This window comes from Pseudomonas sp. S5D5 (assembly GCF_003013355.1).
Lineage (GTDB): Bacteria > Pseudomonadota > Gammaproteobacteria > Pseudomonadales > Pseudomonadaceae > Aquipseudomonas > Aquipseudomonas aylmerensis.
Window position 1 is genome coordinate 3,458,459 of record NZ_PTEO01000001.1, and the last position, 25,228, is coordinate 3,483,686.

Annotated in this window: 19 protein-coding genes and 2 pseudogenes; 9 read left to right on the forward strand and 12 right to left on the reverse strand. The window is 53.3% G+C overall.

All coding sequences use genetic code 11. The features are described from left to right. Positions 1-60: 60 nt before the first annotated feature. The 3 genes from C9990_RS16060 to C9990_RS16070 all read right to left on the reverse strand — a co-directional run bounded on the left by C9990_RS16060 (position 61) and on the right by C9990_RS16070 (position 4,616). Positions 61-1,467 (reverse strand): PLP-dependent aminotransferase family protein, encoded by a 1,407-nt coding sequence (locus C9990_RS16060; RefSeq protein ID WP_106803918.1) that lies wholly within the window; start codon positions 1,465-1,467, stop codon positions 61-63. Further along, positions 1,464-2,888, reverse strand: coding sequence for a hypothetical protein (locus C9990_RS16065; RefSeq protein WP_106803919.1), 1,425 nt, complete (start codon positions 2,886-2,888; stop codon positions 1,464-1,466). Before C9990_RS16065 ends, C9990_RS16060 begins: the two co-directional genes overlap by 4 nt. A gap of 705 nt (positions 2,889-3,593) precedes the next feature. Beyond that, entirely contained in the window at positions 3,594-4,616 is a 1,023-nt protein-coding gene (locus C9990_RS16070) for a zinc-dependent alcohol dehydrogenase family protein (protein WP_016975808.1), read from the reverse strand. Between the two features lie 247 nt (positions 4,617-4,863). Between C9990_RS16070 and C9990_RS16075 the strand changes: the two genes are divergently transcribed. The 3 genes from C9990_RS16075 to C9990_RS33095 all read left to right on the forward strand — a co-directional run bounded on the left by C9990_RS16075 (position 4,864) and on the right by C9990_RS33095 (position 8,091). Next, positions 4,864-5,778 carry a LysR substrate-binding domain-containing protein gene (locus tag C9990_RS16075; protein ID WP_065905096.1) on the forward strand — a complete coding sequence of 305 codons (915 nt, stop codon included), beginning with the start codon at positions 4,864-4,866 and terminating at the stop codon, positions 5,776-5,778. A gap of 153 nt (positions 5,779-5,931) precedes the next feature. Then, a complete protein-coding gene (locus C9990_RS16080; RefSeq protein ID WP_106803920.1) occupies positions 5,932-7,200 on the forward strand; it encodes a site-specific integrase in 1,269 nt (422 codons plus the stop codon). 729 nt (positions 7,201-7,929) lie between these two features. Beyond that, positions 7,930-8,091, forward strand: a complete 162-nt coding sequence (locus tag C9990_RS33095) for a hypothetical protein (RefSeq protein ID WP_371920702.1) — start codon at positions 7,930-7,932, stop codon at positions 8,089-8,091. A gap of 749 nt (positions 8,092-8,840) precedes the next feature. Here C9990_RS33095 and C9990_RS33100 read toward each other — a convergent pair. The 9 genes and pseudogenes from C9990_RS33100 to C9990_RS16125 form a co-directional block, all read right to left on the reverse strand. Beyond that, positions 8,841-9,368 (reverse strand): annotated as a pseudogene (locus C9990_RS33100) (methyl-accepting chemotaxis protein); the annotation flags it as partial. 330 nt (positions 9,369-9,698) lie between these two features. After that, positions 9,699-11,057 (reverse strand): annotated as a pseudogene (locus tag C9990_RS33105) (HAMP domain-containing protein); the annotation flags it as partial. Between the two features lie 208 nt (positions 11,058-11,265). Beyond that, the gene (locus C9990_RS16095; protein ID WP_101270298.1) at positions 11,266-11,517 is read right to left on the reverse strand and encodes a Sec-independent protein translocase subunit TatA; all 252 of its coding nucleotides are present in this window, start codon (positions 11,515-11,517) and stop codon (positions 11,266-11,268) included. A gap of 149 nt (positions 11,518-11,666) precedes the next feature. After that, a complete protein-coding gene (catA, locus tag C9990_RS16100) occupies positions 11,667-12,596 on the reverse strand; it encodes a catechol 1,2-dioxygenase (RefSeq protein WP_106803922.1) in 930 nt (309 codons plus the stop codon). Between the two features lie 191 nt (positions 12,597-12,787). Further along, positions 12,788-14,119: a hypothetical protein gene (locus C9990_RS16105; protein WP_106803923.1), complete on the reverse strand. Its 1,332-nt coding sequence runs from the start codon at positions 14,117-14,119 to the stop codon at positions 12,788-12,790. A 240-nt stretch (positions 14,120-14,359) separates the two neighbouring features. Next, positions 14,360-15,094, reverse strand: a complete 735-nt coding sequence (locus tag C9990_RS16110) for a hypothetical protein (RefSeq protein WP_101270290.1) — start codon at positions 15,092-15,094, stop codon at positions 14,360-14,362. A 29-nt stretch (positions 15,095-15,123) separates the two neighbouring features. After that, positions 15,124-15,495: a cytochrome c family protein gene (locus tag C9990_RS16115; RefSeq protein WP_101270288.1), complete on the reverse strand. Its 372-nt coding sequence runs from the start codon at positions 15,493-15,495 to the stop codon at positions 15,124-15,126. Between the two features lie 10 nt (positions 15,496-15,505). Continuing rightward, positions 15,506-16,966, reverse strand: coding sequence for an NAD(P)/FAD-dependent oxidoreductase (locus tag C9990_RS16120; protein ID WP_253397384.1), 1,461 nt, complete (start codon positions 16,964-16,966; stop codon positions 15,506-15,508). Between the two features lie 579 nt (positions 16,967-17,545). Continuing rightward, entirely contained in the window at positions 17,546-18,556 is a 1,011-nt protein-coding gene (locus C9990_RS16125) for a helix-turn-helix domain-containing protein (protein ID WP_218274445.1), read from the reverse strand. A gap of 784 nt (positions 18,557-19,340) precedes the next feature. On the opposite strand from C9990_RS16125, the gene antA reads away from it, so the two are divergent. The 6 genes from antA to C9990_RS16155 all read left to right on the forward strand — a co-directional run bounded on the left by antA (position 19,341) and on the right by C9990_RS16155 (position 25,218). Further along, positions 19,341-20,744, forward strand: a complete 1,404-nt coding sequence (gene antA / locus C9990_RS16130) for an anthranilate 1,2-dioxygenase large subunit (protein ID WP_101270286.1) — start codon at positions 19,341-19,343, stop codon at positions 20,742-20,744. A gap of 4 nt (positions 20,745-20,748) precedes the next feature. Beyond that, positions 20,749-21,240 carry an anthranilate 1,2-dioxygenase small subunit gene (gene antB / locus C9990_RS16135; RefSeq protein ID WP_101270284.1) on the forward strand — a complete coding sequence of 164 codons (492 nt, stop codon included), beginning with the start codon at positions 20,749-20,751 and terminating at the stop codon, positions 21,238-21,240. A 16-nt stretch (positions 21,241-21,256) separates the two neighbouring features. Beyond that, the gene (gene antC, locus C9990_RS16140) at positions 21,257-22,279 is read left to right on the forward strand and encodes an anthranilate 1,2-dioxygenase electron transfer component AntC (protein WP_106803925.1); all 1,023 of its coding nucleotides are present in this window, start codon (positions 21,257-21,259) and stop codon (positions 22,277-22,279) included. Positions 22,280-22,400: 121 nt separating this feature from the next. Continuing rightward, on the forward strand, positions 22,401-23,345 hold the full coding sequence (locus C9990_RS16145; protein ID WP_101270279.1) for a PDR/VanB family oxidoreductase: 945 nt from the start codon (positions 22,401-22,403) through the stop codon (positions 23,343-23,345). An 18-nt stretch (positions 23,346-23,363) separates the two neighbouring features. Then, positions 23,364-24,695, forward strand: coding sequence for an aromatic ring-hydroxylating dioxygenase subunit alpha (locus tag C9990_RS16150; protein WP_101270277.1), 1,332 nt, complete (start codon positions 23,364-23,366; stop codon positions 24,693-24,695). After that, a complete protein-coding gene (locus tag C9990_RS16155; RefSeq protein WP_106803926.1) occupies positions 24,685-25,218 on the forward strand; it encodes an aromatic-ring-hydroxylating dioxygenase subunit beta in 534 nt (177 codons plus the stop codon). The genes C9990_RS16150 and C9990_RS16155 overlap by 11 nt, the downstream gene beginning before the upstream one ends. Positions 25,219-25,228: the final 10 nt, after the last annotated feature.

The window sequence follows — 25,228 nt, forward strand, 5'->3', positions numbered from 1 at the left end:
GAGTGTTCGACTGCTGCGCGACGGTATCGATCCTACAGCATCAAGAGAAAATTCACGTATTCACTCCATCTGTGCCTGCCGCAGCGCGTCGCTCAATGCAGCCAGGGCAATATCCAGGTTGGTTTGCCCTTCAAAGGTATGGCTGATGCGCAGGTGCTGGCGATGCAGGCCGCTGACACTGAACAGTTCGCCCGGGGCCATCACCACGTGTTCAGTCAGCAGGCGCTGGAACACCTGGCGCATGTCGACCGGTCGGGTGCAGCCCAGCCAGAACGTCGCCCCGGCGGCGGGCGCGCGGTAAGTCACCTGGTCCCCCAGGTGCTGGTCCAGGCGCTGGCTCATTTCGGCGGCCTGCTCGCGCAATTGCTGGCGCAGTGCGCGCAAGTGCTGATCGATCCGGCCGCTCTGGTACAGGCGCGCAATGGCACGCTGGCGGATCGACGACAAGCGAAATGAACGCAGCAGAAACTGACGCTGTAATTCACTGCTCATGCGCCGGGACAGCAGATAGCCAAAGGGGGCTTCCGCGCCCAGGACCTTCTCGAACGAAGAAAACACGATCAACCGTTCGGGGTTCACCAGCTCCCGCAGGGGCGCTTGCGCCCCCTTGAAACCCAGCTCGCCAAAGGTGTCGTTCTCCAGCAGCCAGCAGCCGTATTGCTCCAGCAACTGCGCCACGCCCAGGCGTTCGCTGATCGACATCGCCACCCCCGAGGGCAAGCTGACCGCCGAGGACAGCAACACCAGGTGCACGGGCTCATCACGTAACAGTTGATCGAGGGTCGCCATGTCCAGGTGTCCGTCGGGCGTCCAGGGCAGTTCGATGAGGTGCACCCCGGCATCCTGGAACAGGCGCAGGATCAGCCAATCACACGGTGACTCCACAATCACCGTGGTGCCCCGCAGGCCCAGCACCTCGATCAGAATGTCCAACACCCCGCGCAAATCGGCACCGATATACACCTCGTCGGCGTGCCAGCAGCGCGTGGGCGATGTGGTGTAGCGCGCCGCCAACGCCGCGCGCAACTCCCACACGCCGCACGGCTGCGACCACGGCTGCAACGGGTGCGGATAGTGACGCACCAACTCGCGCTCCAATCGCAACAAGCTGCTATCCAGGGATGCCAGCAACGCCGGCTCATCGCCGCTGAGCACCAGCATGCCGGGGCGACGGGCCGCCGCGTAGAGCCGATCGAGCAAATCGCCGCCCGCCCAGGCCGACGGGCTCACCGACAGCGGCCAGGCGTAATAGCCCGATTTCGCCACCGAATAGACCCTGCCCTCCTTCTCCAACAGCGAATATGCGTATTGGATCGTCGAGATCGATACGTTCAGGCGCCCGGCCAGTTGGCGCAAGGACGGCAGTTTTACCCGGGCATCGGTACTGACCTGGTTGATCAGGCTGATCATGTAGCGATAGACCGCCTGATACGCGAAGTCAGCCTGCCGCTCGCCGCGCAGGCTCATTGACCGGACAATTGCAGGGCCTGCGCAGGGTTGCGGGCCGTTGCGCGGGCGCCGCGCGGTTTACTGCCCGTAATGACCATCGGCCGTTTCTGGTACAGGTGCAGCAACAACGGCAGCGGCAAGCCACTGGTGTCCACCACCCACTGCTGCAGCATGTCGGCGCAGGGCTTGCCCTGCAGCAGTTTGTGCAGCTCAGGCAGGGCCACCAACATGCCAGGATGGCACTGGCGCAAATAGCTTTCGAGCCTTTCGCCATGATGGATAAACGGCGAGAACAACAGGCAAGTCAGCTGGGTTTCATCCAGGCCGAAAAACTGGTTGGCCTGGGTGGCCGACAAGGTGCGGCCATCACCGGTGCAAGCCTCGGCGAACATCGCCTCGCTCAGGTGCAGGCGGCGCATGAACGGCGCCACCTGCTGGATAAAGCCTTCGACGCCCATTTCGTAGTCCAGCGTGCGCAGGCACTCGGCCTGCAACCCACGCAGGTGAGCCATCAGCAAGGGATGGGAAAAGGCCGGATGGCTGAAATGAAAGCCCAGGGCGTCAGGGGTGTGGGCCATGAACTCGGTGAGCAAGGACGACGACCGGGGGTCGACGCCATCGAGCAGGTCGGCAATGCCGATGTACGCCAAGTGGCGGTGGCCGGCGAGACTGGGCGTGACGCGGGGCGCATGTTCTTCGCCGTACAAGTCGTCGTAGTAAGCGGTGCTCCATTCTTCCATGCGCGCGAACAAGCCGTTGAGCGACTGCGGCCAGGCTTTGGGGGCGGCGACACCGGCGCCCAGCGCGGTTTTCTTCAGCCAGGCAAGCAAGTGGCTCTGTTTGCGTGGCGAATCGCCACTGACCAGCGCATGCACACCGCCGCGCCAGGTGCTGGCCCGCTGGTAGAAATCCCCCAAGGCCAGGTAGGTGTCATTGCTCAGCGCCGCGCGACAGTCTCCGGAGGTCATGTGCCCCACCATCACCCGATTGCGCTGGCTGATTTCACGCCCGGCGGCATTGGCCGGGCGAAGGTGGTTGAAGGGGTGAACGTCGTGGTTTTCCACCATCAACAACTCCACGCGCGGGTCGTCGTGGAGAAACAGGCGGCTGTAGCCTCGATTGAGGGTGTCGAGCCTGCTCTCGGTCATGCCGGGGTAGCGCAGGGTCGCGACCCGCAAGTGAAAGGTACGCGGGGCCCGGCCGGCAATACTCAGTTGCGCAGCGCGCAGCAGCGCCAGGGTGTAGCTGCTGACCTCGCCGCCGCCGTGGGCGATCAGCACCTTGTAATCCCCCACCTGTTCCATGCCACCCGCCGCGACCACGATACGCTGGATCAACAATTGAAGTGCAGTACGTTCAGCGCGATTAAAGTGCCCGATCAAGCGTTGTAGAACTTGCTGGTAAACATACGTCATGGCTTGTTCGTGAATAGTGCTCATCATTCTACTACCTGAGTTGAAATATCAGTTTCAAGCAACTGCTGACAGTGTTTGCTTGAGCTATTGCGCAGATAAGAAGTTCGCCCGTCGCCAGGTGCACCGATGAATAGACACTAGCACCGCGCAACAAAACGACACGGATCTCCTCGGGCATGGCTCACGCCTGGAAAACGCACAGACAGCCTTTATTACTGGGCCGAAGCGCGCCGAGGCGGCCATCCTAGGACTATTCCGACGCCCTCCTACGCACCTTTATCCAACAACTTGAAGAAACATCCGACAAATTGATTCAAGCAACTTCTGGCTGTCCACACTGTGAACTTCCCCTGCAAGTAAGTGCTCGCCCTGCACCACGTCTCGGCTGCGCGATGAGTTCGAAGCCCTCGCGGATGACGCATCAAATAGTCAATCATTGCTCAGTCCTTGAGATGAAAGTGAAGGGCAATTATCAGCGCTGGAATAATGATTAATAGATACAGAAGCTGGCCGAAAACCAGTGCAGATAGACAACGCCACGGGCGTTAATGACGCGCACACAACAACGCCGCGCTGGAATTCAACGCGGCGTCAGGGGGAAAGCCAGGAATCAGGGGCTCAAATGCAGGGAGGTCAACTTGAAGCCTGCGCGGCTTCAGCCCTGTCAAATGGCGCATTTGCCCCATGCGCCAGTGGTCAGGAACACTCGTTTGCGAATATTCCTACGCCTTAAACAGCTTCAACCTGCAGTGCCACACGCTCGCGGCACGGGCATTCGTCCATGTAGCGGTGTGCTTCCACGAACTGATTGAATGGAAACACCGTGGTTTTCAGCGGTACCAGCACGCGGTCAGCAGTCAGCTGGTTGATATCCCGCAAGGCGCGCTGCAAGGCGACCTGGTCCTGGATGATGCCCAGCTCAGGCTTGCCGGTGAAGTTACCGATGCAGTGCACAAAGAACTGAATGTTCTTCTGGAACGCCGCGCAGGCCGGGAATGGCGTCTGGTTGCCACCTTGCAGGCCATAGAGCACCAGGCTGCCACGTGGCGCCAGCACATCACCGAGCAGCGACATCTGCGGGCCGCCCAAACCATCGAACACCACGTCCACGCCGCGGTTGTCGGTGAACTTGTTGATCTGCATCAGCAGGTCCTGTTCTTCGGTGACGATGACCTTCTCCGCACCGAGGGACAGCAGGTATTCGCGCTCTTCGCTGTCCTTGGTGGCGGCAATCACCCGCACACCCAGGGCTTTGCCCAGTTGCACAAAGGAAGGCCCGGCGCAGTGGCTGGCGTCCGTCACCAGGGCAAATTGGCCGGGCTTGACGCGTGCCAGGTCCACATACGCAAAGTAGGCGATCAGCAGCGGCGTGTAGTGCACGCTGGCTTCTATGGGGCTCAAGACATCCGGGTAGCGGGTCAGGGCCGAACGGGGCAGGACGATCTGTTCGCCATACACCGGGTAATCATTGGGGCTCTCGGCCGGAAAACTGGCGACTTTATCGCCGACGGCCAAGTCATCCACGCCATCGCCTACGGCAACCACGACACCGGCCATCTCATGACCAAGGCCGGACGGCAGGCGTGCATGGGAAGACGCCAGGTTCTGGCGCCACAGAATGTCATACCAGCTGATGCCAATCGCTTCGACACGCACCTGCACTTCGCCCGGTGCGGGCTGCGCGGCTGCATGCTCTTCGCATTTGAGCACCTCGGCCGGACCAAACTTGTGAAAACGGATCGTGCGGGACATCGCAAACCTCGTCAAAGTAACCTCTAATGCCATGAACTCTATCTGGGCTTTCCAGGTAAGACCACCGGTCGCCGTTAATAGTCGACATGTCTGTTATTGATTCCGCAACTGAGGAATTGACCTCAAGTATCGTAGGAAAACTCAATTATCCTGTGCAGAGTACCAGCCTTTCCCCGTAAGATTCATGCCGGTCATTGTTCCTATGTGGCCGCTCTCGTCAAGTTTGCTGACTCTTCCAGGACACAAGATGAACCGTAACGACCTGCGTCGTGTCGACCTTAACCTCTTGATCGTATTCGAAACCTTGATGCATGAGCGCAGTGTGACCCGCGCTGCCGAGAAATTGTTCCTTGGCCAGCCGGCGATCAGCGCGGCATTGTCGCGCCTGCGTGGGCTGTTCGATGACCCGCTGTTCGTACGCACTGGCCGCAGCATGGAACCGTCGGCCCGCGCGGTCGAAATCTTCGCCCTGCTCTCCCCGGCCCTGGACTCGATTTCCACCGCCGTCAGCCGCGCCGCCGAGTTCGACCCGGCGACCAGCACCGCCGTTTTCCGTATCGGCCTGTCCGATGACGTCGAATTCGCCCTGCTGCCCCAACTGCTCAAGCGCCTGCGCGCCGAAGCCCCCGGCATCGTGCTGGTGGTGCGCCGCGTCAACTACATCCTGATGCCCGGCCTGCTCGCTTCTGGCGAAATCTCGATTGGCGTCAGCTACACCGCCGACCTGCCGGCCAACGCCAAGCGCAAAGTCCTGCGCCGCAGCCTGCCGAAACTGTTGCGCGCCGACAGTGTGCCGGGCTCCCTGAGCCTGGACGACTTCTGCGCCCGCCCCCACGCGCTGGTGTCGTTTGCCGGCGACTTGAGCGGGTTCATCGACGAAGAACTGGAAAAGCTCGACCGCAAGCGCCACGTAGTGCTCGCCGTGCCGCAGTTCAACGGCCTGGGCACCTTGCTCTCAGGCACCGACATCGTCGCCATCGTCCCCGACTACGCCGCCGAAGCCCTGACCGCCGCCGGCGGCCTGCGCGCCGAAGAGCCGCCGTTGCCGGTGCGCTCGTTTGAACTGCACATGGCGTGGCGAGGGTCGCAGGATAATGATCCGGGGGAGCGATGGTTGCGGTCGCGGATTCAGATGTTTTTTGGGGACCCCGATAGCTTGTAATGGAGTTCCAGTAAATTCCATAAAACTGTCTTATAACAGGTGCTTATTGGTAATTTCGGTCCATTGCCGCCTGTCCAAATCCAATGAAATCCACGACTCATGGGGGCATAATTGGGGGCAAATTTCGGTTCCTTAAAAAGGATGCCCCCACCGATGCCCCCTGATAATGCGGTTGTTTTGAAACGAAAACTCAGCGATGCCTTGATCCGCTCGCTGACCGAACCCGGCAAACACGCCGATGGCGAAGTTCCTGGCCTCTACTTGGAGGTAAGGGCGTCGAGCAATGTCGGCAAATCCCCTTCCAAGTTCTGGCGCTTGAAATATCGGCTGCATGGCAAGGAAAACCGCTTCTCAATCGGCGCTTACCCCGAAATAGGCTTGAAAGAAGCAAGGGACATTGCCCGCGGTGCACGCCGTGACGTGGCTAACCACACCGCTCCGCTCAAAGCTAAGACTGCCAAAATCGAGGCGCAACTCCTCAACGAGGTGCGCACCTTCGAGTATGTAGCCAAGCAATGGTTGGCATTCAAATCTGCCGAACTGGTGACTAAATCCATCTCAGGGTTTAGCGGAGCGCTGAACAACCACATCTTGCCTGCCATTGGTAAAAAACCGGTCACCGAAATCAAGCTGGAGCACATCACCACGATCATTACCGAACTGCGCCGCCAGCGCACAATGGCGATGGCCCGGCGCGTGCGCACCATCATCCGTGCCGTCCTGGGATTTGCTGAAGGGCGCGGCTGGGTTGAACGCAACGTAGCGCTCAGCAACACTGAGGAATTGAAGATACGGCATGTCGTCACCAGCAATCCGGCGATCGAAAGGCCAGCCGACCTAGGCAGGTTTCTCCTGCGTCTGGATGACTGCAACGACGGCAGCGTTGCCTCCGCGATGCGCCTGCTGATTATGTTGCCGGTCCGACCAGGCGAACTGGTGCAGATGCGCTGGGAAGATGTCGACTTGGTGGGTGCCGATTGGCGTTATGTGGTGAGCAAGACCAAGCACCTGGACAAGAGCAAACACATCGTGCCGTTGCCTGAGCAAGCCTTGGTTCTGTTACGCGAGCTACATAAAACCCGCGTGGTGGATGAAGAAGGCAAAGGCTGGGTGTTCATCTCGCCAGTCTATCCGGGTCGCCCCATAAATCCGACCTCCATGCTCAAGTCCTTTCAGCGCATCTGGCCAGAGTATGACATCACAGCCCACGGCTTTCGCACAACCTACAGAACCATTGCCCACGAGCACTTGGGGATTGATCCAATTGTGCTCGAACTGTCGTTATCCCACCGGATGCCGGGGGCGCTAGGGGCTGTATACGCGCGCGCCCAACTGCTGGTACAACGGCGGGCAGCGGCTCAACAATGGGCTGACTATTTAGATCAGTTGCGGCAAAACGCTGCGCGAGTTACCACAGATTGACGATACAGCGAATAAAAATCAGTAGATTGAAGCTGGAAACGAGACTCGCATCTGGTATCCGCCCCATTGAAATCTAAGGGGTTTCTTTTCCACCCGGAGCAGAAAAAGAATCAATTCTGGACTTGTTTTTGGGGTGTTTCAAGAACGAAAAAAGGGATAATTCTAAGCAAGGCTGTTAGCTTCTACCCAAAGCCAATGGACGAACTATTATCAAGCTGGTGTCATTTTCACAGGATCAACAGGGTACAAGCCACCCGAAAAGACGTACCCAACTCCCCCGCTCACCAGTCAACTCAAAACCGACGAATATCGACCAACGCAGGCAACTCTTCGGGCTGGTAGACCGTAAGCAGATGTTCTGGAGCCCCCCGCCCTTGGTTTAAAAGTCATCAGCTCAGTTAGCGAACATGACCTGCGGAACTTGGTACGATCCGTAATGGCTCGAGATCCAACTCGTCAGGCCATGAGCCTCTTTTCGGATATCGTTCAGATGTTTGGATGGGCCCAGAAACGGCAACTATGGCGAACACTACTGACTGACTGAAACCCAGCAGACTTGGTAGAAATCCATAAGCTTGTACCCATTGACTACTAGGAGAAGCGAACTCGGATCCTCTCCTCTATCGAGCTTCAGCAGCACTACCTGCCGGCGCAAAGTACAATGGGATTCGCCCACTCAAACTAGAGCCCCAACTTGCGCTTTGCATCTGCCTGGGAACGCTGTGCCGGATCGGGGAGCTGCTTCAGACAGAATGGAAAAACATCCATCTGGAATATGGCGTTTGGTTTATACCCGTTGCGAATGTCAAAGGCAGCCGGAGAAAGAAGCAGACCACCACGTGTTCCTATCTGCGTTTACAACTCACTATTTCATCAAGCTTCGGCAGCTGACAGGACATTCTCAATGGTGCTTCCCCGCAAAGCATCATGACGGGCATGTTGATCTCAAGGTCATCAGCAAACAGGTTGGAGACCGACAATCACGCTTTAAGAATCGCAAGCCGCTAGCACGTCGCCGACATGATGACACCTTGGTGCTGTCCGCTGGTTTGAATGGCGAATGGCCCGCTCATGACTTGAGACGAACTGGGCAACCATGGTGCAAGCCTCGGGGATAAGCCTTGATGTATTAGATCGGTGCCAGAACCACGTGCTGGCAGGTTCCCGAGTCCGTCGCCACTACTTAGACCATGGTTATGCTGCAGAGAAAAAGCTGCTTGGAACCTGTTGGGCGAGAAGCTCATCGACATCTTGATCGACCAGGATGAACTTGGAGGGATTTGAACACCCAAATGAGGAGATACTTTGAGTGTGGGCCGCGAAACGAAACTCGTACCTAGCATCCGGCTCATTAAGATCTAGAGGTTTCTTTTGCTGACATAGCAGGAAAAGACTTAATTCTGGATTTGTTTTTGGAGAGTATCAAGGGCGAAGAACGCGTGATTCCGGGCTATGCCATTTTCTTCGCCCCATTGCCAGCCGGATGGAAAGGGGGCATCGGCGAAGGATGATGTCCACCCCAGGCCGAGCATCTATCAATTGACAATGTCGCGGCCCGATGGAGTCCTGCCACCTCAGCCATTTCGCAGCTGAGTAACATGAGCTGTTGCCTAGATAACGCGCCGCTATACCGCCGCGTGTTATACGCGGAACTGATCCATCAGCTTCATCTGTTGATTGGCCCGTGCGTTGAGCTGACTGCTGATCTGCGCCGACTCGGCGGCCTGTTCAGTCAGGGTCTCGGTCACACCGCGGATGGTCGAAACGTTGCGATTGACCTCTTCGGCTACTGCACTTTGCTCCTCCGCCGCGCTTGCAATCTGCAGGTTCATGTCGCTGATCACCGTTACCGCGTCGCTGATCTTGCCAAGCGCCTGCACGGCCTGATGGATCTGCCCGGCGTTGTCCTGGGCGAGCGTCTGGCTGGAATGCATGGTCGCCACCACGCCCCGCGTGCCGGTTTGGATGCGTTCGATGACCATGCGGATTTCCTCGACGGAGTCCTGGGTGCGCTTGGCCAAGTTGCGTACTTCATCGGCCACCACCGCAAAACCCCGGCCACTTTCCCCGGCGCGCGCCGCTTCGATCGCGGCGTTGAGTGCCAGCAGGTTCGTTTGCTCGGCAATACTGCGGATCACTTCCAGCACCGAACCGATCTGCTCGCTGTTGACCGCCAGGGCTTCGACTTCCGTCACGGCCTTACTGACCTCGCGGGCCAACGCATTGATGTCCTGGGTGCTGCGCTCAATGAGGGTGATGCCTTCCCTGGACGCCTGGTCGGCACCGCGCGCTGCCTGGGCAGCACTCGAGGCGCTGTGGGCGACTTCATGCGCAGTCGCGCTCATTTCGTTCGACGCAGTTGCCAGTTGATCGATCTCGCGAAATTGCACCTGCATCCCTTCACTGGTCAGCCGCGCGATTTCCGAAGACTGGTCGGCGGTACCGCGCGCATCGGTAATGCTCTGCTTGATCTGCGCGACGGTGGGCTGCAGTTTGTCGAGAAAACGGTTGAACCAGTTCACGAGCTCGCCCAGTTCATCTTTCTTGCGGTAGTGCAGGCGTTGGGTCAGATCGCCGTCGCCGCTGGCAATCGCCTTGAGCATCTGCGCGACACTGTTGATCGGGCGCGTCACCCCGGAAGCGGTGAACCCGATGAGTAGCAGGCCCAACAGGCCTGCGCCTATGGCCACGAGCAGCGACTTCAGGGTGTCGCGGGTTTGGGTCTGATCAAGCAAGGTCTGAAGCGCTACCGAGTCGGCCAGCAATACTTGTTTGGGCAAATCAATGACCACCCCCCAAGCTGGCGCATCGGGGATTGGGGAGACGGGGTAGACGGCGCGGATCAAATCATTCTGTGCCAGCACCAGCGGTTTTTTTTGCGTCAATGCTGCGAGTATCGCCTTGCCGTCCTCGCCCATAGTGATGCTGACAGGTTTGCCGACCTGACCTGCGTCCTTGCTGTAGGCCGCGAGTACACCACTGTCGGATACAATCAGCATGCTTCCAGAGCCTTCGAACAGGGTACGCTGAGCATCGCTTGCGGCCGCTTGTAGGGCGCCGAGTGCGAGGTCTACGCCCAGGGTGCCGATCACCTTGCCATCGGCAATCAACGGCATAGAGAGCGTAGTCATCACTTGGGCTTGCCCGTCCAGGGTGACGGCGTAAGGCGCCGTCAGGCACGTGCGCCGCGTGTCTCGCGGGCAGGTGTACCAACTGTTGTTTGCGGTGCCGCTAATGCTCAGCTCGGTATTCTGCAGATCGATTTCTGTAATCATCAAGTTCATCGATTGGCCGCCACCCCGATTCCAGGCGCTGCTAAAGCGTCCGCTTTCGTTGGAGGCGCGCGCTGCGTCGTTAACGAACTCGCTGTCTTTACCCTCCAGCGCATTCGGTTCGTACACCAGCCAGAACCCAAGAATCTGCGGATTGTGCTCGAATGTTATCTTGACGCTATGGTTCAGTTCCTCACGCAATGTAGCGGCCGGCAACCCACGCTGGCTGGCCATGTTACGCAAGTTGTTCACCTGGTCGGCCAGAGCAGAGATGAGCAGCAAGCTGTTACCGAAGACATGCTCCAAGTTTCTAGCCTGTTCGGCGGCCTTGGCCTGCAGCAGACTCTCACCGCTGTCGGTCAGCATCTTACTACTCGAGGCACTGATCAATCGGTTGTTCTGGTCGCCTTGATAGAGGTTCATGTAGACGATCAAACCGATCACCCCCATGAGGCACAAGCCGGACAGCAGGATGATTTTCAAGCGGATGGAGAGTGCGTCGATCATCGGAGTATCTCGTGAGTGAACAGCGGCCAGTTGACCATCAGGTGGCCTGGGCCACTGACTTCTTATAGGTGATGTCATTACACCGGCCGGTCTCGCGATTTAACGAGACCGACTTGGTGATTTTGAACTGTTGACTCATGACTGCCGCTGGTCTTTACGCCGTTACTTCGCATGGTTAGTTAGTTCTGGCCAGCGGCTCGACGGTGGTGCTGGCGATGTTCGCCTACAATATTCTGCAGATCGCCCTAGGTGTGCTAGGTGAGTCGCCTAGATTCAATACAGGAATCTAGGGCCGAACATCGCTACGAAAATGTTCCCCAACCTTTTGAGACTTGACGTCGATGGTGTGAGACTGCTCGAGCGTAGCGTTTTGAGAGGCCGTCGAACATTCGTTACTCTCGTCGTCAGTCATTGATTTGCGAAAACCCTTTATGGCTTCGCCAATGTCTCCGCCCAAACCTTTTATCTTCTTTGTCCCAAAAATCAAAATCACTACAGCTAGGATTACTAGCCAGTGTTTCCAATCAAAAACTCCCATGGGTAAAGCCTCTCTCGGTAAAAATCTTGAAGAAGCGAAATTCGCTTTTTTGCGCCTAGGTCACGAAGCCATTTGGTGGCAAGAACAACGGGATAGGAAGCAATGCATATATCGTTGAGAGACGTATCGCCTCCCTGCATTCAAAGACTTCACCCCTCGAGCGCGCGAACTCGCTCGTGACGTTGCTGTTCTTTAGGTTGATCGGATAATTGAAGCGTAAAGTCGAAATCGATCTCAGCGAAGCGGCCAGTAATGCCATACGCTGCAGCGCGCTCAGGATCATCGGTAAAAATGATCTTCGCGATCAGTTCATCACGGGTGGCGTAGGCGAAATCGTCATGCAGATACCGATCGCCATCCAAATTGATTTGCGTGGTCAGATGGCGATGATCGGGCGCCGAGATGAAAAAGTGCACGTGCGCCGGGCGCTGGCCATGACGACCCAACTGGTCCAGCAATTGCTGCGTAGGGCCATCTGGGGGGCAGCCATAGCCCGAAGGAACGATACTACGAAAACGGTAACGGCCGTTGGCATCGGTAACGATGCGGCGACGAAGGTTGAACTCCCATTGAGTAGTATCAAAGTAAGAATATGTGCCGAGGGTATTAGCGTGCCAAACGTCAACTACCGCACCTGCCAATGGTTCGCCGGAGGTATTTCTAACTTGGCCTTGCATGAATAGCACAACACCTAGATCGGTACCGTCGTCTAATCGTGCCTCAAAATCCGAGAGCGGCGCACCTGCGACGTAGAGCGGACCTTCAATGGTCCGAGGAGTGCCGCCGGACTTACCCGCCAGCTTATCTTCAGCATCCATGAGGAGGTCCAGGTAATGCTCAACACCGAGTCCTGCAACCAAAAGACCGGCCTCTTGACGAACGCCTAGAACGTTGAGGTAGTTAACCGCTCTCCAAAACTCCTCAGGAGTTACCGAAAGGTCTTCGATAATTTTCACGGAGTCGCACAGAATTCGGTGAATCAGAGTTTTGACTCGTGGGTTGCCGGCACTGTTGGTGAGGCCGCTAGCGTCCTCAAGAAATTTCTGAGCATTGCTGGTATGTGAAATCATAACGGCCATTTTTTATCCTCCTCTTGTAACTCTTAAAACAGAAAAATTAAGAAAGTCGGACTTAGAGGTCACCTTCAAGAATCGACGAGGTTTGCTGGTATAGCCGTACAACCTCAATAGCCTTGAGGGTCCCTAAGAAGAATATATAAGCAGCGCATAGGCACATCCCTCAAAGGGACGGGCCTTGCGCCTTAAAAAACTTAAAAATGCGTGAGAAAAAGAACCTGACTATAAATATTACGTCGATCAGTACCGATTTGAGAACCACCTTCTAAATCAGAAGCATCAGGCTTATAAATACCCAACAAAGGCACCACTGTAAGTTCTTTAGTTGCCTGCCAACTTGCATATATATCCACCTCATTTCCGCCAAGGTTAGAAAATGTTCCAGTCCTCTTACTTAATGTATCGAAATTATATAGAAGCACACCCAGCGAGAGCGACTCAACGGGGGTGAATGAAAGAGCAACCTGATGAATTCTTGTATTAGAGTTAAATGGGCCTGCGTAATTCGAAGCCACTTCGCCCTGAAACCAAGTTCCAAGCCCGCGAATATTTCCAAAGAAGAAAGGATCGTAACCTTCAGAGAATCGGCTGTAACGATAATTTACAGAAGGTGTACCATATACATCCGAGAACTTCCAACCTGCCTCAAGATACCACGCACTTTCATTGCCAGCAGGGCGGTCCTGCCATGCATATTCGCCAGAAAGAAAAAGATCTGGGTGGCCTAAGCTACCTTGGCCTCTAACGGTATAGGTCTTAGTTCCGTTTCGACGAATTAAATCAAACTTATCATCGGTATTCAATACATCCATATATGTGAAACCGACAGTTCCTTTTTCACCCACGTTTTCTAACGTGGCGACGAAGGACTCTGCTTTGGCTTGGGCAGGGTTATCTGACTTCAACCACATCAAATCACTGCGCAAACCTTCACGCCCACCGATCCGAAGGACTGCGGTCTGGTCAAACGCCTTACGTGGAGTGATGTAATACGCACCACCACGATTCAGAGTTCCGTTAGAGATCCCTTTGCCAAGGTTCAGCGCGTCACCGCCAATAAGAAATCCATCGCCCACAACAATATTTTGCCGACCAAACGATAAATCAATTCCGTCAAGCCCAAGCGCGGGAAAGTAATTTCCCGATTTCCAGCCAAGATATGCGTCTTCGACTTTGGTAGTCCGCTCTGTGCCATCAGTCCATCCGGCAGCATCTCCTTGGCCGAACGTCGCACTACTAACCCAGTTTAAAGCACCATACACTTTTTGCTTCTGTTCGCCCGCAGAAACCCAACCGGATAATCCGTACTTAAAATATGCCTCTTGCCAATCAGTCCCCCCTTTCTTCAAAGTTCCAGACTGAGCATAATTTTGTTGGCTATGATAAATTCCAATACCGCCATCCAGATCGGCATTTAACCCGTAGCTTTCGTCCGAATATAATTCCAACGCGCCTACGCCGCTAGAGCACAGAGAAAAAGCCATAAAATAGAAACTAACTGACACGGTTCGAAGAGACGTATTCATAACTACCCTCAACATATTAGGCTTTTTATTTTTAAGCAAATCGAAGATTCGATTCACTCCTCAATAAATCATTTCAAGCTACCCAGGAAATCGAAAAAAACGGCGTAAACAAGTGGAATCGTCCCCACTACTGTTTACGTAGTTATGAATCTTCTTAACTTGATCACTAACGTAAATTGCAACGAGGTTCCACATGAGAGAAAGGATGCTGCAAGTGGCAGCATCCTATTGCGAAACTAGCTATTGCTGCCCTGAAGATTGGGCAACAGTTGATTTGCCTTTCCAAGCCAATACGCCGAGCCAAAAGAACCAGATAGGGGTTGCGTACAGAACACCCTGGAGACCCAAGCCGGCAATTTCACCGGCATCTAGTATTTTCGCAGCACTCGATAACAACCCAAAACAGCCGTTCAAAAAAGTTACAGTAGCGAAGCCTTTACGGTGCGGCCAAATGACCAACGCTAGACCTACGTACCAGACCCCGGAAAGGAAGAACTCTAAACGCCCCCACATGCCGTCCTGAACAAACATGGTGATTACACGAAAAAGCTCCGTGTAAATTTGAGCGGCGGAAGGATCCGATGCGGTAGCTGTTGCAATCGTAAGCACAGGCCACGCTACAGACAGAATCGATGCACCAATAGCACCTACCAATGCGAAAAATATGCCTGCAACTGTTGCCAGCGATACCAGAAACGGATTTTCCTGCTTAAAGTTCATCCATAGATAAATAGCAGCAGGAATGCTAAATAGGTAAAAACCAAACGTATCGCTCAGCATCATCCATTTGAGGTTGGCAGCGCCTGCGACACCAACTTGCAACTGCGCGGCAACATCACCAGCGGCCTCATATTCGAAACTACCGGCTTGGATTGCCAAGTATGTTGTCAACATACAGAAACAAATAGCTAACCAACTGGTCACTGAGACCAGCCTATTTCTACTGAGAACAAGCTGTTTGTCTAAACTATTCACAATGGGTGCTCCAATCTATATTTATAAGGTTAAGTGGACTTTATTTTGCAGATAACGGCCGCTCTGTCTTCGGGGTTTTTAAGGCCGCTAAAAGGCATACGCGTTTGAGGCACTACATCTTGGGGAGCGGCCAAGAACGCATCAAGCTTCTCGATCGTAAACACTACATCCGAGGCCTTCATCGCTGGCGAATAAATAAACCCCTCGAGCGAGCCCGCTTTTCGGCCAATAACGCCATGTAGGTTCGGGCCCAGCATCGAGTTATTACCCTCTGCAAGAGAATGACAAGCTGCACACTTCCCCCACGCTTTTTCTGCGGTCTCTGGCGAACAGTTAGCAGTATCCGCTTCTGCCAAATTCGAAACCAACATAAAAGTCAGAACCAGTGTTGTTTTTTTCATCTGAAGCCCCTCACCCCAACTGCTTCAATACAATTCTTGACGCCCGCAATCCTGTTTCAATCGCACCGTCGATAAACCCCCGCCATCCATTGGCTATGTCGGAGCCAGCAAAAACCACGCGGCCCTCGTCTTTGCGCATATCCTCGCCATACTTGCTCCACATCCCCGGCTTGTAATCGCACCAGGTCCCCTTCGAATACGGGTCGGAATTCCAGTCGTAGGCGAAACTTTCCATGATTTCGGCTCCCGGTAACAAACGAGTAAATGCTTCACGAACATTATCGTCGTCGTTTACATCGAAGCCGGGCACTGAATATCCCATAGCTACAAACTTGGTATGATGGTCAGAAATATAATCGGTATATACCAAGTTGATAGGATATCCGGAGGATGCCATACCTTGATAGCTACCTTTGTTGCCCTTAACCTTAACCTTCAATTCAAAACCAGAACCCACGTGCCGTTCTTTACTTGCAGCTACTTTTCCTGGAGATAGAGCAGGCAACCACTCAATATCGTTCCAGCAGTTCATAGGCAACGCGACGATGCAAGACTTAGCGAAATAGGTTTTGCCGTTTTCCGCAGTTACTTTTACTCCGCGCGAAGACTGCTCCACCTTTTGCACTGGCGTATTCAATTTTACTTCAGCACGACTGTCACGAAACAACAATTCAATAAGCGAAGACGTACCGGTACTAATTTTATATTGAGTACACGCCCGTAACAGACGATCCATATCGTTGCCTGCGCGCGCATACCAATGAATCTGATCCAAGTACCCAGCCTGCTCGATAGGGCCGTTCACAGCAGTAGTGAAATAAGATTCGAGAATTGCTCGGGTTTCATCAGAAACATTGATCTGTTTCATTCGCTGAGCAATAGAAATATTATCGGTCTTTAAGGAGTCCGGATTGAAATTTGGGTCATAGGGACGAGGAAACAGATCAATCACATCCTTACTAAACACTTGCATGCCTAGGTTTAACAGCTCAAAGGCCTTAGCAGGATCAAAGGGTTCGAGCTTACCATTTACCACAACACCGTAAGCAGTTGGACTTGCACCTGGCGTTTCAAGCAGCTGCAAACCATAACGTTGCATTTCCGCCCAAACATGCGGCTGGATCCAGTGGATCCATTGACCACCAACGTCTGCACGCTCGCCAAAGACCTCTGTAGTGAAAGTGCGGCCACCTGTTCGGTTGCGCGCTTCTAATACTAAGCATTTCTTGCCTCGAGTTCCCAACTCTCTTGCTGCTGTAGCCCCCGCCATACCGCCGCCGATAATAATCGTGTCGTAGCCCCCGTCAGCCGAAGTTTTTTCCGGAACATCGGGCGCAGGCTTTATCGAACTTGCCATCGCAGAATTCAGCACAGAAGCGGCAAGCACTGTGGTGGCGCCTGCGGCAATCCCTTTTAGGGTTTGGCGACGGTTGTAAGTAGCCTTTAATAAGTCATTATCGTTGTCAGTCATTTAAGTCTCGCCATTACTTTATTGGTTTAATTCCCAGGCAGTCGGACAAACAACCCATCAACTAGAGTTATATGCTTTTCGACAGCAGTTAGCACGCAAGAGATACAAATCCCAGCACCACCTAAAACCCACAGATCTAACTAATGCAAATTTATTAGACGTCAAAACCCCTATGACGTCTATCCTATTTATACTTCATTCTCATCCAAAAAATCGGCCGATTTTGACAACTCAACACCGCACTATAGAGATATGTCAGCGCTATTTTGATTTCGACTTGTAAATTCATGCTTAAACCGGCAATAGCTTTAGAGAAATCCCCCCCACAGTTAAGCGCGGTAGCTCGCTAAGTCGCTACCTGCCACAGTTAGAAATGGATCTGTATGACTGAAACTATACTCTAAAGCCCTTCTACAAACTCAACCCCTTTGGCTATAGCACTAGAACTCTCGTGACTTCTAGCCAAAGGTCACTCAGTCACCACATCGAGCTCTTATCCGACGTCGCTAATAGCGAAATGCAAGCTTCGGACACTGACACCAGCCCCAAAGATCTCTTGCATAGAAAAGCCGTCCCATATCAGAGAAACCTTTCCCTATTCATTTCACCGCGATGCAATGTCGAACTCGGTGTTTCATTGAATAGTTTACGATACTCAATCGCGAATCTTCCCAAGTGATTGAAGCCCCAGTCAGTGGCAAGTAGTGACAAACTTTTAACCGGACCACCCTCTAAAATCTCTCTACGAACGGCAGTAAGCCTGTATTTTTTTAGATACGCCATAGGCGGCATACCGAAGTACTTTTTGAAACCATCAAAAACCTTGAACCTTGATACGCCCGAAGCTCGCTCTATATCCTCCAGACAAATATTTTCACGAGCATTATTGTGAATATAATCTCGCGCCTTTATAAGATAATAAGGGAGCTGACACTGAAGGTGCTCATTTATAAGGTCGCTATAGTTATTGCGCTGAGACAAAATTAAACCTTTGATCAGAGCAGCCTCAATATCTCGAGAAAATATAGCATGCTCAAACACACCACCGCCGCGCTCAAACTCTTCTGCGAAGTTTCGCACTAAGCGCCACCACGAAGCTGTAGCACCGTTAATTGCATCAATAACAGGTTCAAATCGAAGAGGAACGTCTAGGGTACGATGAAGCATTTCCTCAAGTGTCTGCCGCATAGACATCCGAGGAATTACAATAGAGAGTTTTCTACAGTTACCAGCCATCCACAACTCTTGTGTTTCGTGCGGAGAAACAATTAAACCGCTACCTGTATAAGAGTTAAACAACTTGCCATTTTTCATTAGCTTTTGCTCTCCCATCAACGGGAGACTGAGGCTGTAACTATTTAAACAATCAGATTCTTCAATTCTTACAGTGACGTCAGCGCCATACTCCATAAAACCTAGCGCAGTGGAAAAACTGTTAAAAACCTTGGCACTATGACGAAACCGGATATCCTGAGGTTTGGTTGCCCGGAGCGAATGCGGCCCGCAAATTCGCTCCATCCATGCTTGCGCGCCGGAAAAATCAAATTGATCAACACGAATATTACCAACGACGTGACTATTCGTTTGCATGATAAGGCACTCACGGCTATTTTTTCACGCTCTAATCGGCGTGACTCAGCGCTATCCAAGCAAGTGTTGTGCCGACGAACCGCTCAACCTTAGGAAAAAAAATATCGGGATATCAATATGAAAATTTACGGATAACCCCACTCAAAAAAATCAGTTCCTGGGCCGATTCAGATCAATAAATTATTCGATAGCACCAAAACAGTGCTCATTTTTTTAGCGACTAGACCTACGTCGTTACCATCATTCCCGACTGCCCAGACTAGGTAACAGATGCCTCGTAGCTCAGTGTGACGTTACAGCGGCTCCGACAGCTCTTGATCACCTGGCGTCATCCGGAAACGGTCCAAATGCAGCCCGAAAAACTGGCTCAGGATAGCGGTTTCGAAGACGTATGCCACCGAGCCACCCCCTCATTAAAGCCAACCAATTTGGATAGTATCAGCGGAATAATCGGACAACTTCGCCTATATAGCTCGTAATTTCCACCTGAAGCATTATTGCGAGCACCATTCATGATCAAAACAAACGAATTTGCCCTGCATCCTACCGGAGAAAATTGCCCTGAATAACGGGTCGACACCATTCTACTCAAGACAAGTAACACCCCCCCACAAACAACAATGATTATCACTATCAATTACGGCAATCGTCAAATTGCTGCTCTCATTTCGGATGTTTCTAATCTCATTAAGTGGCTTTAAGTCATCAATAAATTGGATAGACCAATCGGCGCCCGCCACCTCTAATAGGAACCCTGCATAACCGCACGATTGAGGATCTACCCATGAGCCGTATGCGTGATATTAACCAATGGAAAGAATATATCGAGAGCTGCTTGGATTTTCGAAGCGAGGAAGGCATCTATCGCATTGCCCGTGATATGTTCACGGAGCCAGAACTTTTCGATCTGGAAATGGAATTGATTTTCGAAAAAAACTGGATCTATGCCTGCCACGAAAGCGAGATCCTAAACAAACACGACTTCCTTACAATGCAAGCAGGCCGTCAGCCACTTATTATTACGCGTGATGGCGAGGGCAAGTTAAACGCTTTGATTAATGCGTGCCAACACCGTGGCACTACTTTGACTCGCGTCGGCAAAGGTAATCAGTCGACTTTTACCTGCCCTTTCCATGCTTGGTGTTATAAGAGCGATGGGCGACTTGTAAAAGTCAAGGCACCTGCTGAATATGGGGAAGACTTCGATAAAGCCACTCGTGGATTGCAGAAAGCCCGTATCGAAAGTTATAAGGGTTTCGTCTTCGTCAGCCTTGACGTGAATGGCACTGATTCGCTTGAAGATTACTTGGGCGATGCCAAAGTATTCTTCGATATGATGGTCGCCCAATCGCCCACTGGCGAACTGGAAGTGCTGCCGGGCAAATCCGCCTATACCTACGATGGTAATTGGAAGCTGCAAAACGAGAATGGTCTTGATGGCTATCACGTCAGCACTGTCCACTATAACTATGTGTCGACCGTGCAACACCGTCAGCAAGTTAACGCCTCCAAGGGGCATAACGCCGGCGAATTCCTCGACTACAGCAAGCTAGGCGCAGGGGATGCCGAAACCGACGATGGCTGGTTCGCCTTCAACAACGGCCACAGTGTCTTGTTCAGCGACATGCCGAACCCGGAGGTTCGCCCAGGGTACGCAACCATTATGCCGCGACTGGTGAAGGAATACGGCCAGGACAAAGCCGAGTGGATGATGCATCGCCTACGCAATCTGAACGTCTATCCGAGCATGTTCTTCCTTGATCAGATCAGCTCACAACTGCGGATCATCCGACCGATTGCGTGGAACAAGACTGAAATCAACAGTTTTTGTCTTGGAGTGAAAGGCGAGTCCGATGCCGACCGCGAAAACCGCATCCGCCAATTCGAAGACTTCTTCAATGTGTCCGGCATGGGAACTCCCGACGACCTCGTCGAGTTTCGTGAAGCGCAGCGTGGATTCCAGGCGCGCCTGGAGCGCTGGAGCGACATCTCCCGTGGTCGCGACAAGTGGACAACAGGACCGACGAAAAACACGGACACCATTGGCATTTCTCCCGCCATGATCGGGGCCGAATTTACACATGAAGGCCTATACGTGAATCAACACGGCAACTGGCAGAAGTTCCTGCTCAATGGTCTGGCGCGCAAAGCAGCCGATGCCCAAGCGCTGAAGTTGAAGGAGGTATAAGGCAATGAACGTCGAACTTCAGTATCAAATAGAACAATTCCTTTACAAGAAAGCAGAGCTTTGCGATGACCAGGATTGGGACGGCTACCTCGCGCTATTTAGCGAAGATAGCGTGTTCCACCTTCCCCAATGGGATTCCGAGCACATCTACACCACCGACCCCAAGCGCGAGATGTCGCTGATTTATTATCCCAATCGCGGGGGCCTGGAAGACCGGGTATTTCGAATTCGTACAGGCAAAGCGGCCTCTGCGACACCGCTGCCAAGGACATTGCATCAAATAAATAACGTGCGGATTAACCCGTTGGAGGGTGGCGATCTTGAAGTGCGCGTTAATTGGCAGACTTTGTATTACCGCCAGTCCTTGTCTGAGCAATTCTTCGGGCGTGCTACCTACACGCTTCGACCGCATGGCGATAGCTGGTTGATCTCCAAAAAGCACAGCGTGCTGCTGAATGACAAGATCAATTCAGTGCTGGATTTCTACCATATTTAAGTCCGAGAAAGGTTAAATCATGTACAAGGTTGCGTTGAACTTCGCCGACGGTAAAACACTGTTTTGCCCCGTCCAGCCTAACGAAATTTTGCTGGACGCTGCGCTCAAAAGTGGGATCAAAATCCCTCTGGACTGCCGCGAAGGGGTTTGCGCGACCTGCCAAGGCCGTTGTGAATCCGGAAGTTACACTCAGGATTACGTAGACGAAGAGGCCCTTTCCAAACAGGACTTAGCGGATCGCAAGATTCTATCGTGCCAAACAAGGGTGTTGTCCGACGCATCCTTCTATTTCGACTTCGACTCGACACTGTGTGGAAGTACTGGAACCTCGGAATTGATAACGACTGTCACTGACGTCATTCAAGTGTCTGATAGCACCGCAATATTGAAGGTAGAGTTGGCCTCCGGTGCTGCTCCACTCAATTATCTACCCGGCCAATATGCGCGCCTGCAAGTGCCGGGCACCGGTCACAGTCGCTCCTATTCGTTTGCCTGTGCACCCGGAAGTAGAACACTTGAATTTCTGGTTCGGCTTCTACCCAGCGGGGTCATGACCGACTACGTGCGCGATCGTTGCAAAGTAGGCGACATCATCAAGATGGAGGCGCCATTGGGAGCCTTCTACCTAAGACATATCGACCGTCCGGTGTTGATGGTCGCAGGCGGAACCGGACTGTCCGCCTTCCTCGGCATGCTCGACCAGTTGGCAGAGCAAGGTGGGGCCGGGTTCCCTGTCCATCTTTTCTATGGCGTCAGGACAGAACAGGACCTGTGCGAGATTCCGCGTATCGAGGCGTATAAATCAACGATTCAAGCCTTCGATTTCACACCGGTCCTCAGCAATGCCGCTGACGATTGGCAGGGTAAAAAGGGGTTTATTCCTGAACACCTCGCCCCCTTTGAGGATTCAGACAGCCCCTTTGACCTGTATATGTGCGGCCCTCCCCCAATGGTAGAGTCTGTAAAAACCTGGCACATGGAAAAAAAACTTACTTCCGTCAGAATGTATTTTGAAAAGTTTACGGAAAGCAATACCTAGGTTCATTCAAACACTGCCGATAACGCGGTGAAGACTTCCCTGATTTGCATTGTTTTAATGATTAGCGGCACCGCAAGCCCAGCTGATTTTATTGACTGCTAGTTATGTACGCAGGTTATTTATGTCCACTTTATCAGTAAAAATAGAAAGCATTGAGGCGCTTACTCCCCGCATTCGACGCTTGGTATTAGTTGCTCATGACGGTAGGCGGCTGCCTGAATTTACCCCAGGCGCCCACCTTGAGCTGCACATCCCAGGTGATAGAAAGCAAAAGCGTGCCTATTCAATCGTGAATGTGTCGGCAGGCGACCACTATGAAATAGCCGTGCAACTCGATGACAAAAGCACGGGAGGTTCGAAGTGGGTACATACACTTACTGAAGGTCAAGTCATTGAGGTAGAAACACCTCGCAATCATTTTCCACTGGTCGACGAGGCAAAACACATACTGTTGATAGCCGGTGGAATCGGTATTACACCGATGCTGAGCATGGGCCGCGCACTGCAAGCGTCCAAAAAGGCTTTCACCCTGCATTACGCTGGCCGCGATGCCACCCACATGGCGTATCTGGATGAAGTCCAGTGTTTGGGCAACAGCCAATGCTGGATAAGCGGCGGAGACGCCAGCAAACGTTTTGCCGCATCCACTGTATTGGCGACACCATCCGAAGGCACTCATCTGTATATATGTGGCCCCGTAGAGATGATCACCTCGGTCATACAAATCGCTCGGGAACTTGGCTGGCAGGAAGATCACATCCATTACGAACTGTTCGCCGGTGCCCTTGAAGAAGATGGCGACCAAGCGTTTGAAGTAGAACTTCGCGCCAGTGGAGTAACGCTTGCAGTGAACACAGGCCAGACCCTCTTGGACGTGATGATCGAGGCAGGCCTGGACCCGATGTTCGACTGCCGACGTGGTGATTGCGGAGTATGCGTAACTCAAGTCATTGAGGGTGAACCCGATCACCGTGATATCTGCCTGTCTGATCGCGAGCGCTCCGGCGGCGCCTTCTGCACCTGTGTTTCTCGTGCCAAGACTGCCAAGTTGGTACTTGACCTCTAATAAGTAAAGGAGCGAACAATGATTCCCAGCAATGAACAAATTGCCGATTTGATCCGGCCCGACAGCGTTCATAAAAGCGTGTACACCGACCCTGTTCTCTTTCAACTCGAAATGGAGCGAATTTATGGGCATGCCTGGATTTATGTGGGCCATGAGAGTCAAGTAAAGAACCCTGGCGATTACCACACGACCCGGATCGGCGACCAGGATGTGGTGATGGTTCGTGCGCCTGACGGCAAAGTAAACGTCCACTACAACCGCTGCCCTCACAAAGGAGCAAAGTTGGTGGCGGACGGTGACGGCAATGTCGGCAAGTTCTTCCGCTGCCCCTACCACGCCTGGACATTCAAGTTGGATGGCACTCACCTGTCGGCACCGCTGAAGAGCGGCTTCGAGGGCACATGCTATGACCCGAAACATCCGGATTTCTCCATGGCCAGTGTGGCCAGGGTCGATAGCTACCGCGGTTTCGTATTCGCCAGCCAGGCGTCCTACGGCGAAGACCTGAAGACGTTCCTTGGCGGCGTCGTCAGCTCCATCGACAACATGTGCGACAGATCTCCGGTGGGTGAGCTTGAAGTAGCGGGCGGTATTTTCCGCGTCCAACAACGTTCCAATTGGAAAGTTTTCTACGAAAACCTCCACGACACCATGCACGCACGTGTCACCCACGAGTCATCAGTCGATGCAGCTCGGGAACAGGCTGAAGCCATCGGCGAGATGCCGTTCGAACTGCTGATCATGGATGGCAATGGCGAGCCCTATGACTTCTGGGAAAAGCTGGAACTGCGCGCCTACCATAATGGCCATGGCTACATGGAGGCGATCTTCGATCCGGACGCCGCCGAGAAGGACGAAGTTTCCCGCGCGCACTTTGAATGTTTGAGCGAAGCCTACGGAGCGGACCGCGCCCGTGAAATCATGGGCATGAACCGCCATAACACCGTGATTTACGGCAGCGGATCGCCTCATACCGTCTTCATGCAATTTCGGGTTATCCGCCCGGTTGCTGTCGATAAAACCATGGTGGAGATCCAGACGTTCCGCTGTAAAGGTGCCCCAGATGTGGTGTTCGATCGGGCACTAACTTACGCCAACGTCATCAACTCCCCCTCTTCCAATGTCATGCCGGACGACGTTGAAGTGTATGCACGCTGCCAGGAGGGCAACATGACCCGAGGCGGCAACTGGATCAGCATGCACCGTTATGTCGGCACCGACACCCTTCTTGAAGACGGTGCAGTCTCTACCAATGGCACCAGCGAACTGCCCATGCGTAATCAGTTTGCAGCCTGGAAAAAGTTCATGACCGGAACAATTATCGCCAAGGAGAGCAATAATGTTGCTTGACCGCGCTTTCAACGTAAATACATCCGACCTCAAGCCTGCACTTGCCGAAGAAACCACCCTTCGCTCGGTCGAGCAGTTTCTGTTTAAGGAAGCTCGTCTGCTGGATACATGGAAGTTCTGGGAGTGGGACAAACTCTTTACCGACGATGGCATGTATTGGGTACCGCAAAAGCATAACCAGGTAAATCCTTTCGATCATATTTCCCTGTTCTGGGAAAACCGCATGCTGCGCGAGACGCGTATTCGTCGCGTGGAGAATGCGCGTAACTGGTCACAGCAACCACAAACTCAAACAGCGCACCTGGTTGGGAATGTGTGCATCGAAGGTCTGGACGAGGATGGTTACCTTGTGGTCAGCGCGGTGTTCCAAGCCACGGAATGGCGCTTGGATCAACGTCAGCTCGCCGGGCGTTACACCTACAAACTTGCCGGCAATAAAGTGGAAGGTTGGAAGATCAAGCTCAAGCGTGTTGACCTGGTCAATTGCAATGATGTTTTTGCCAACCTGGAGGTATTTGTCTGATGGAGCGGCC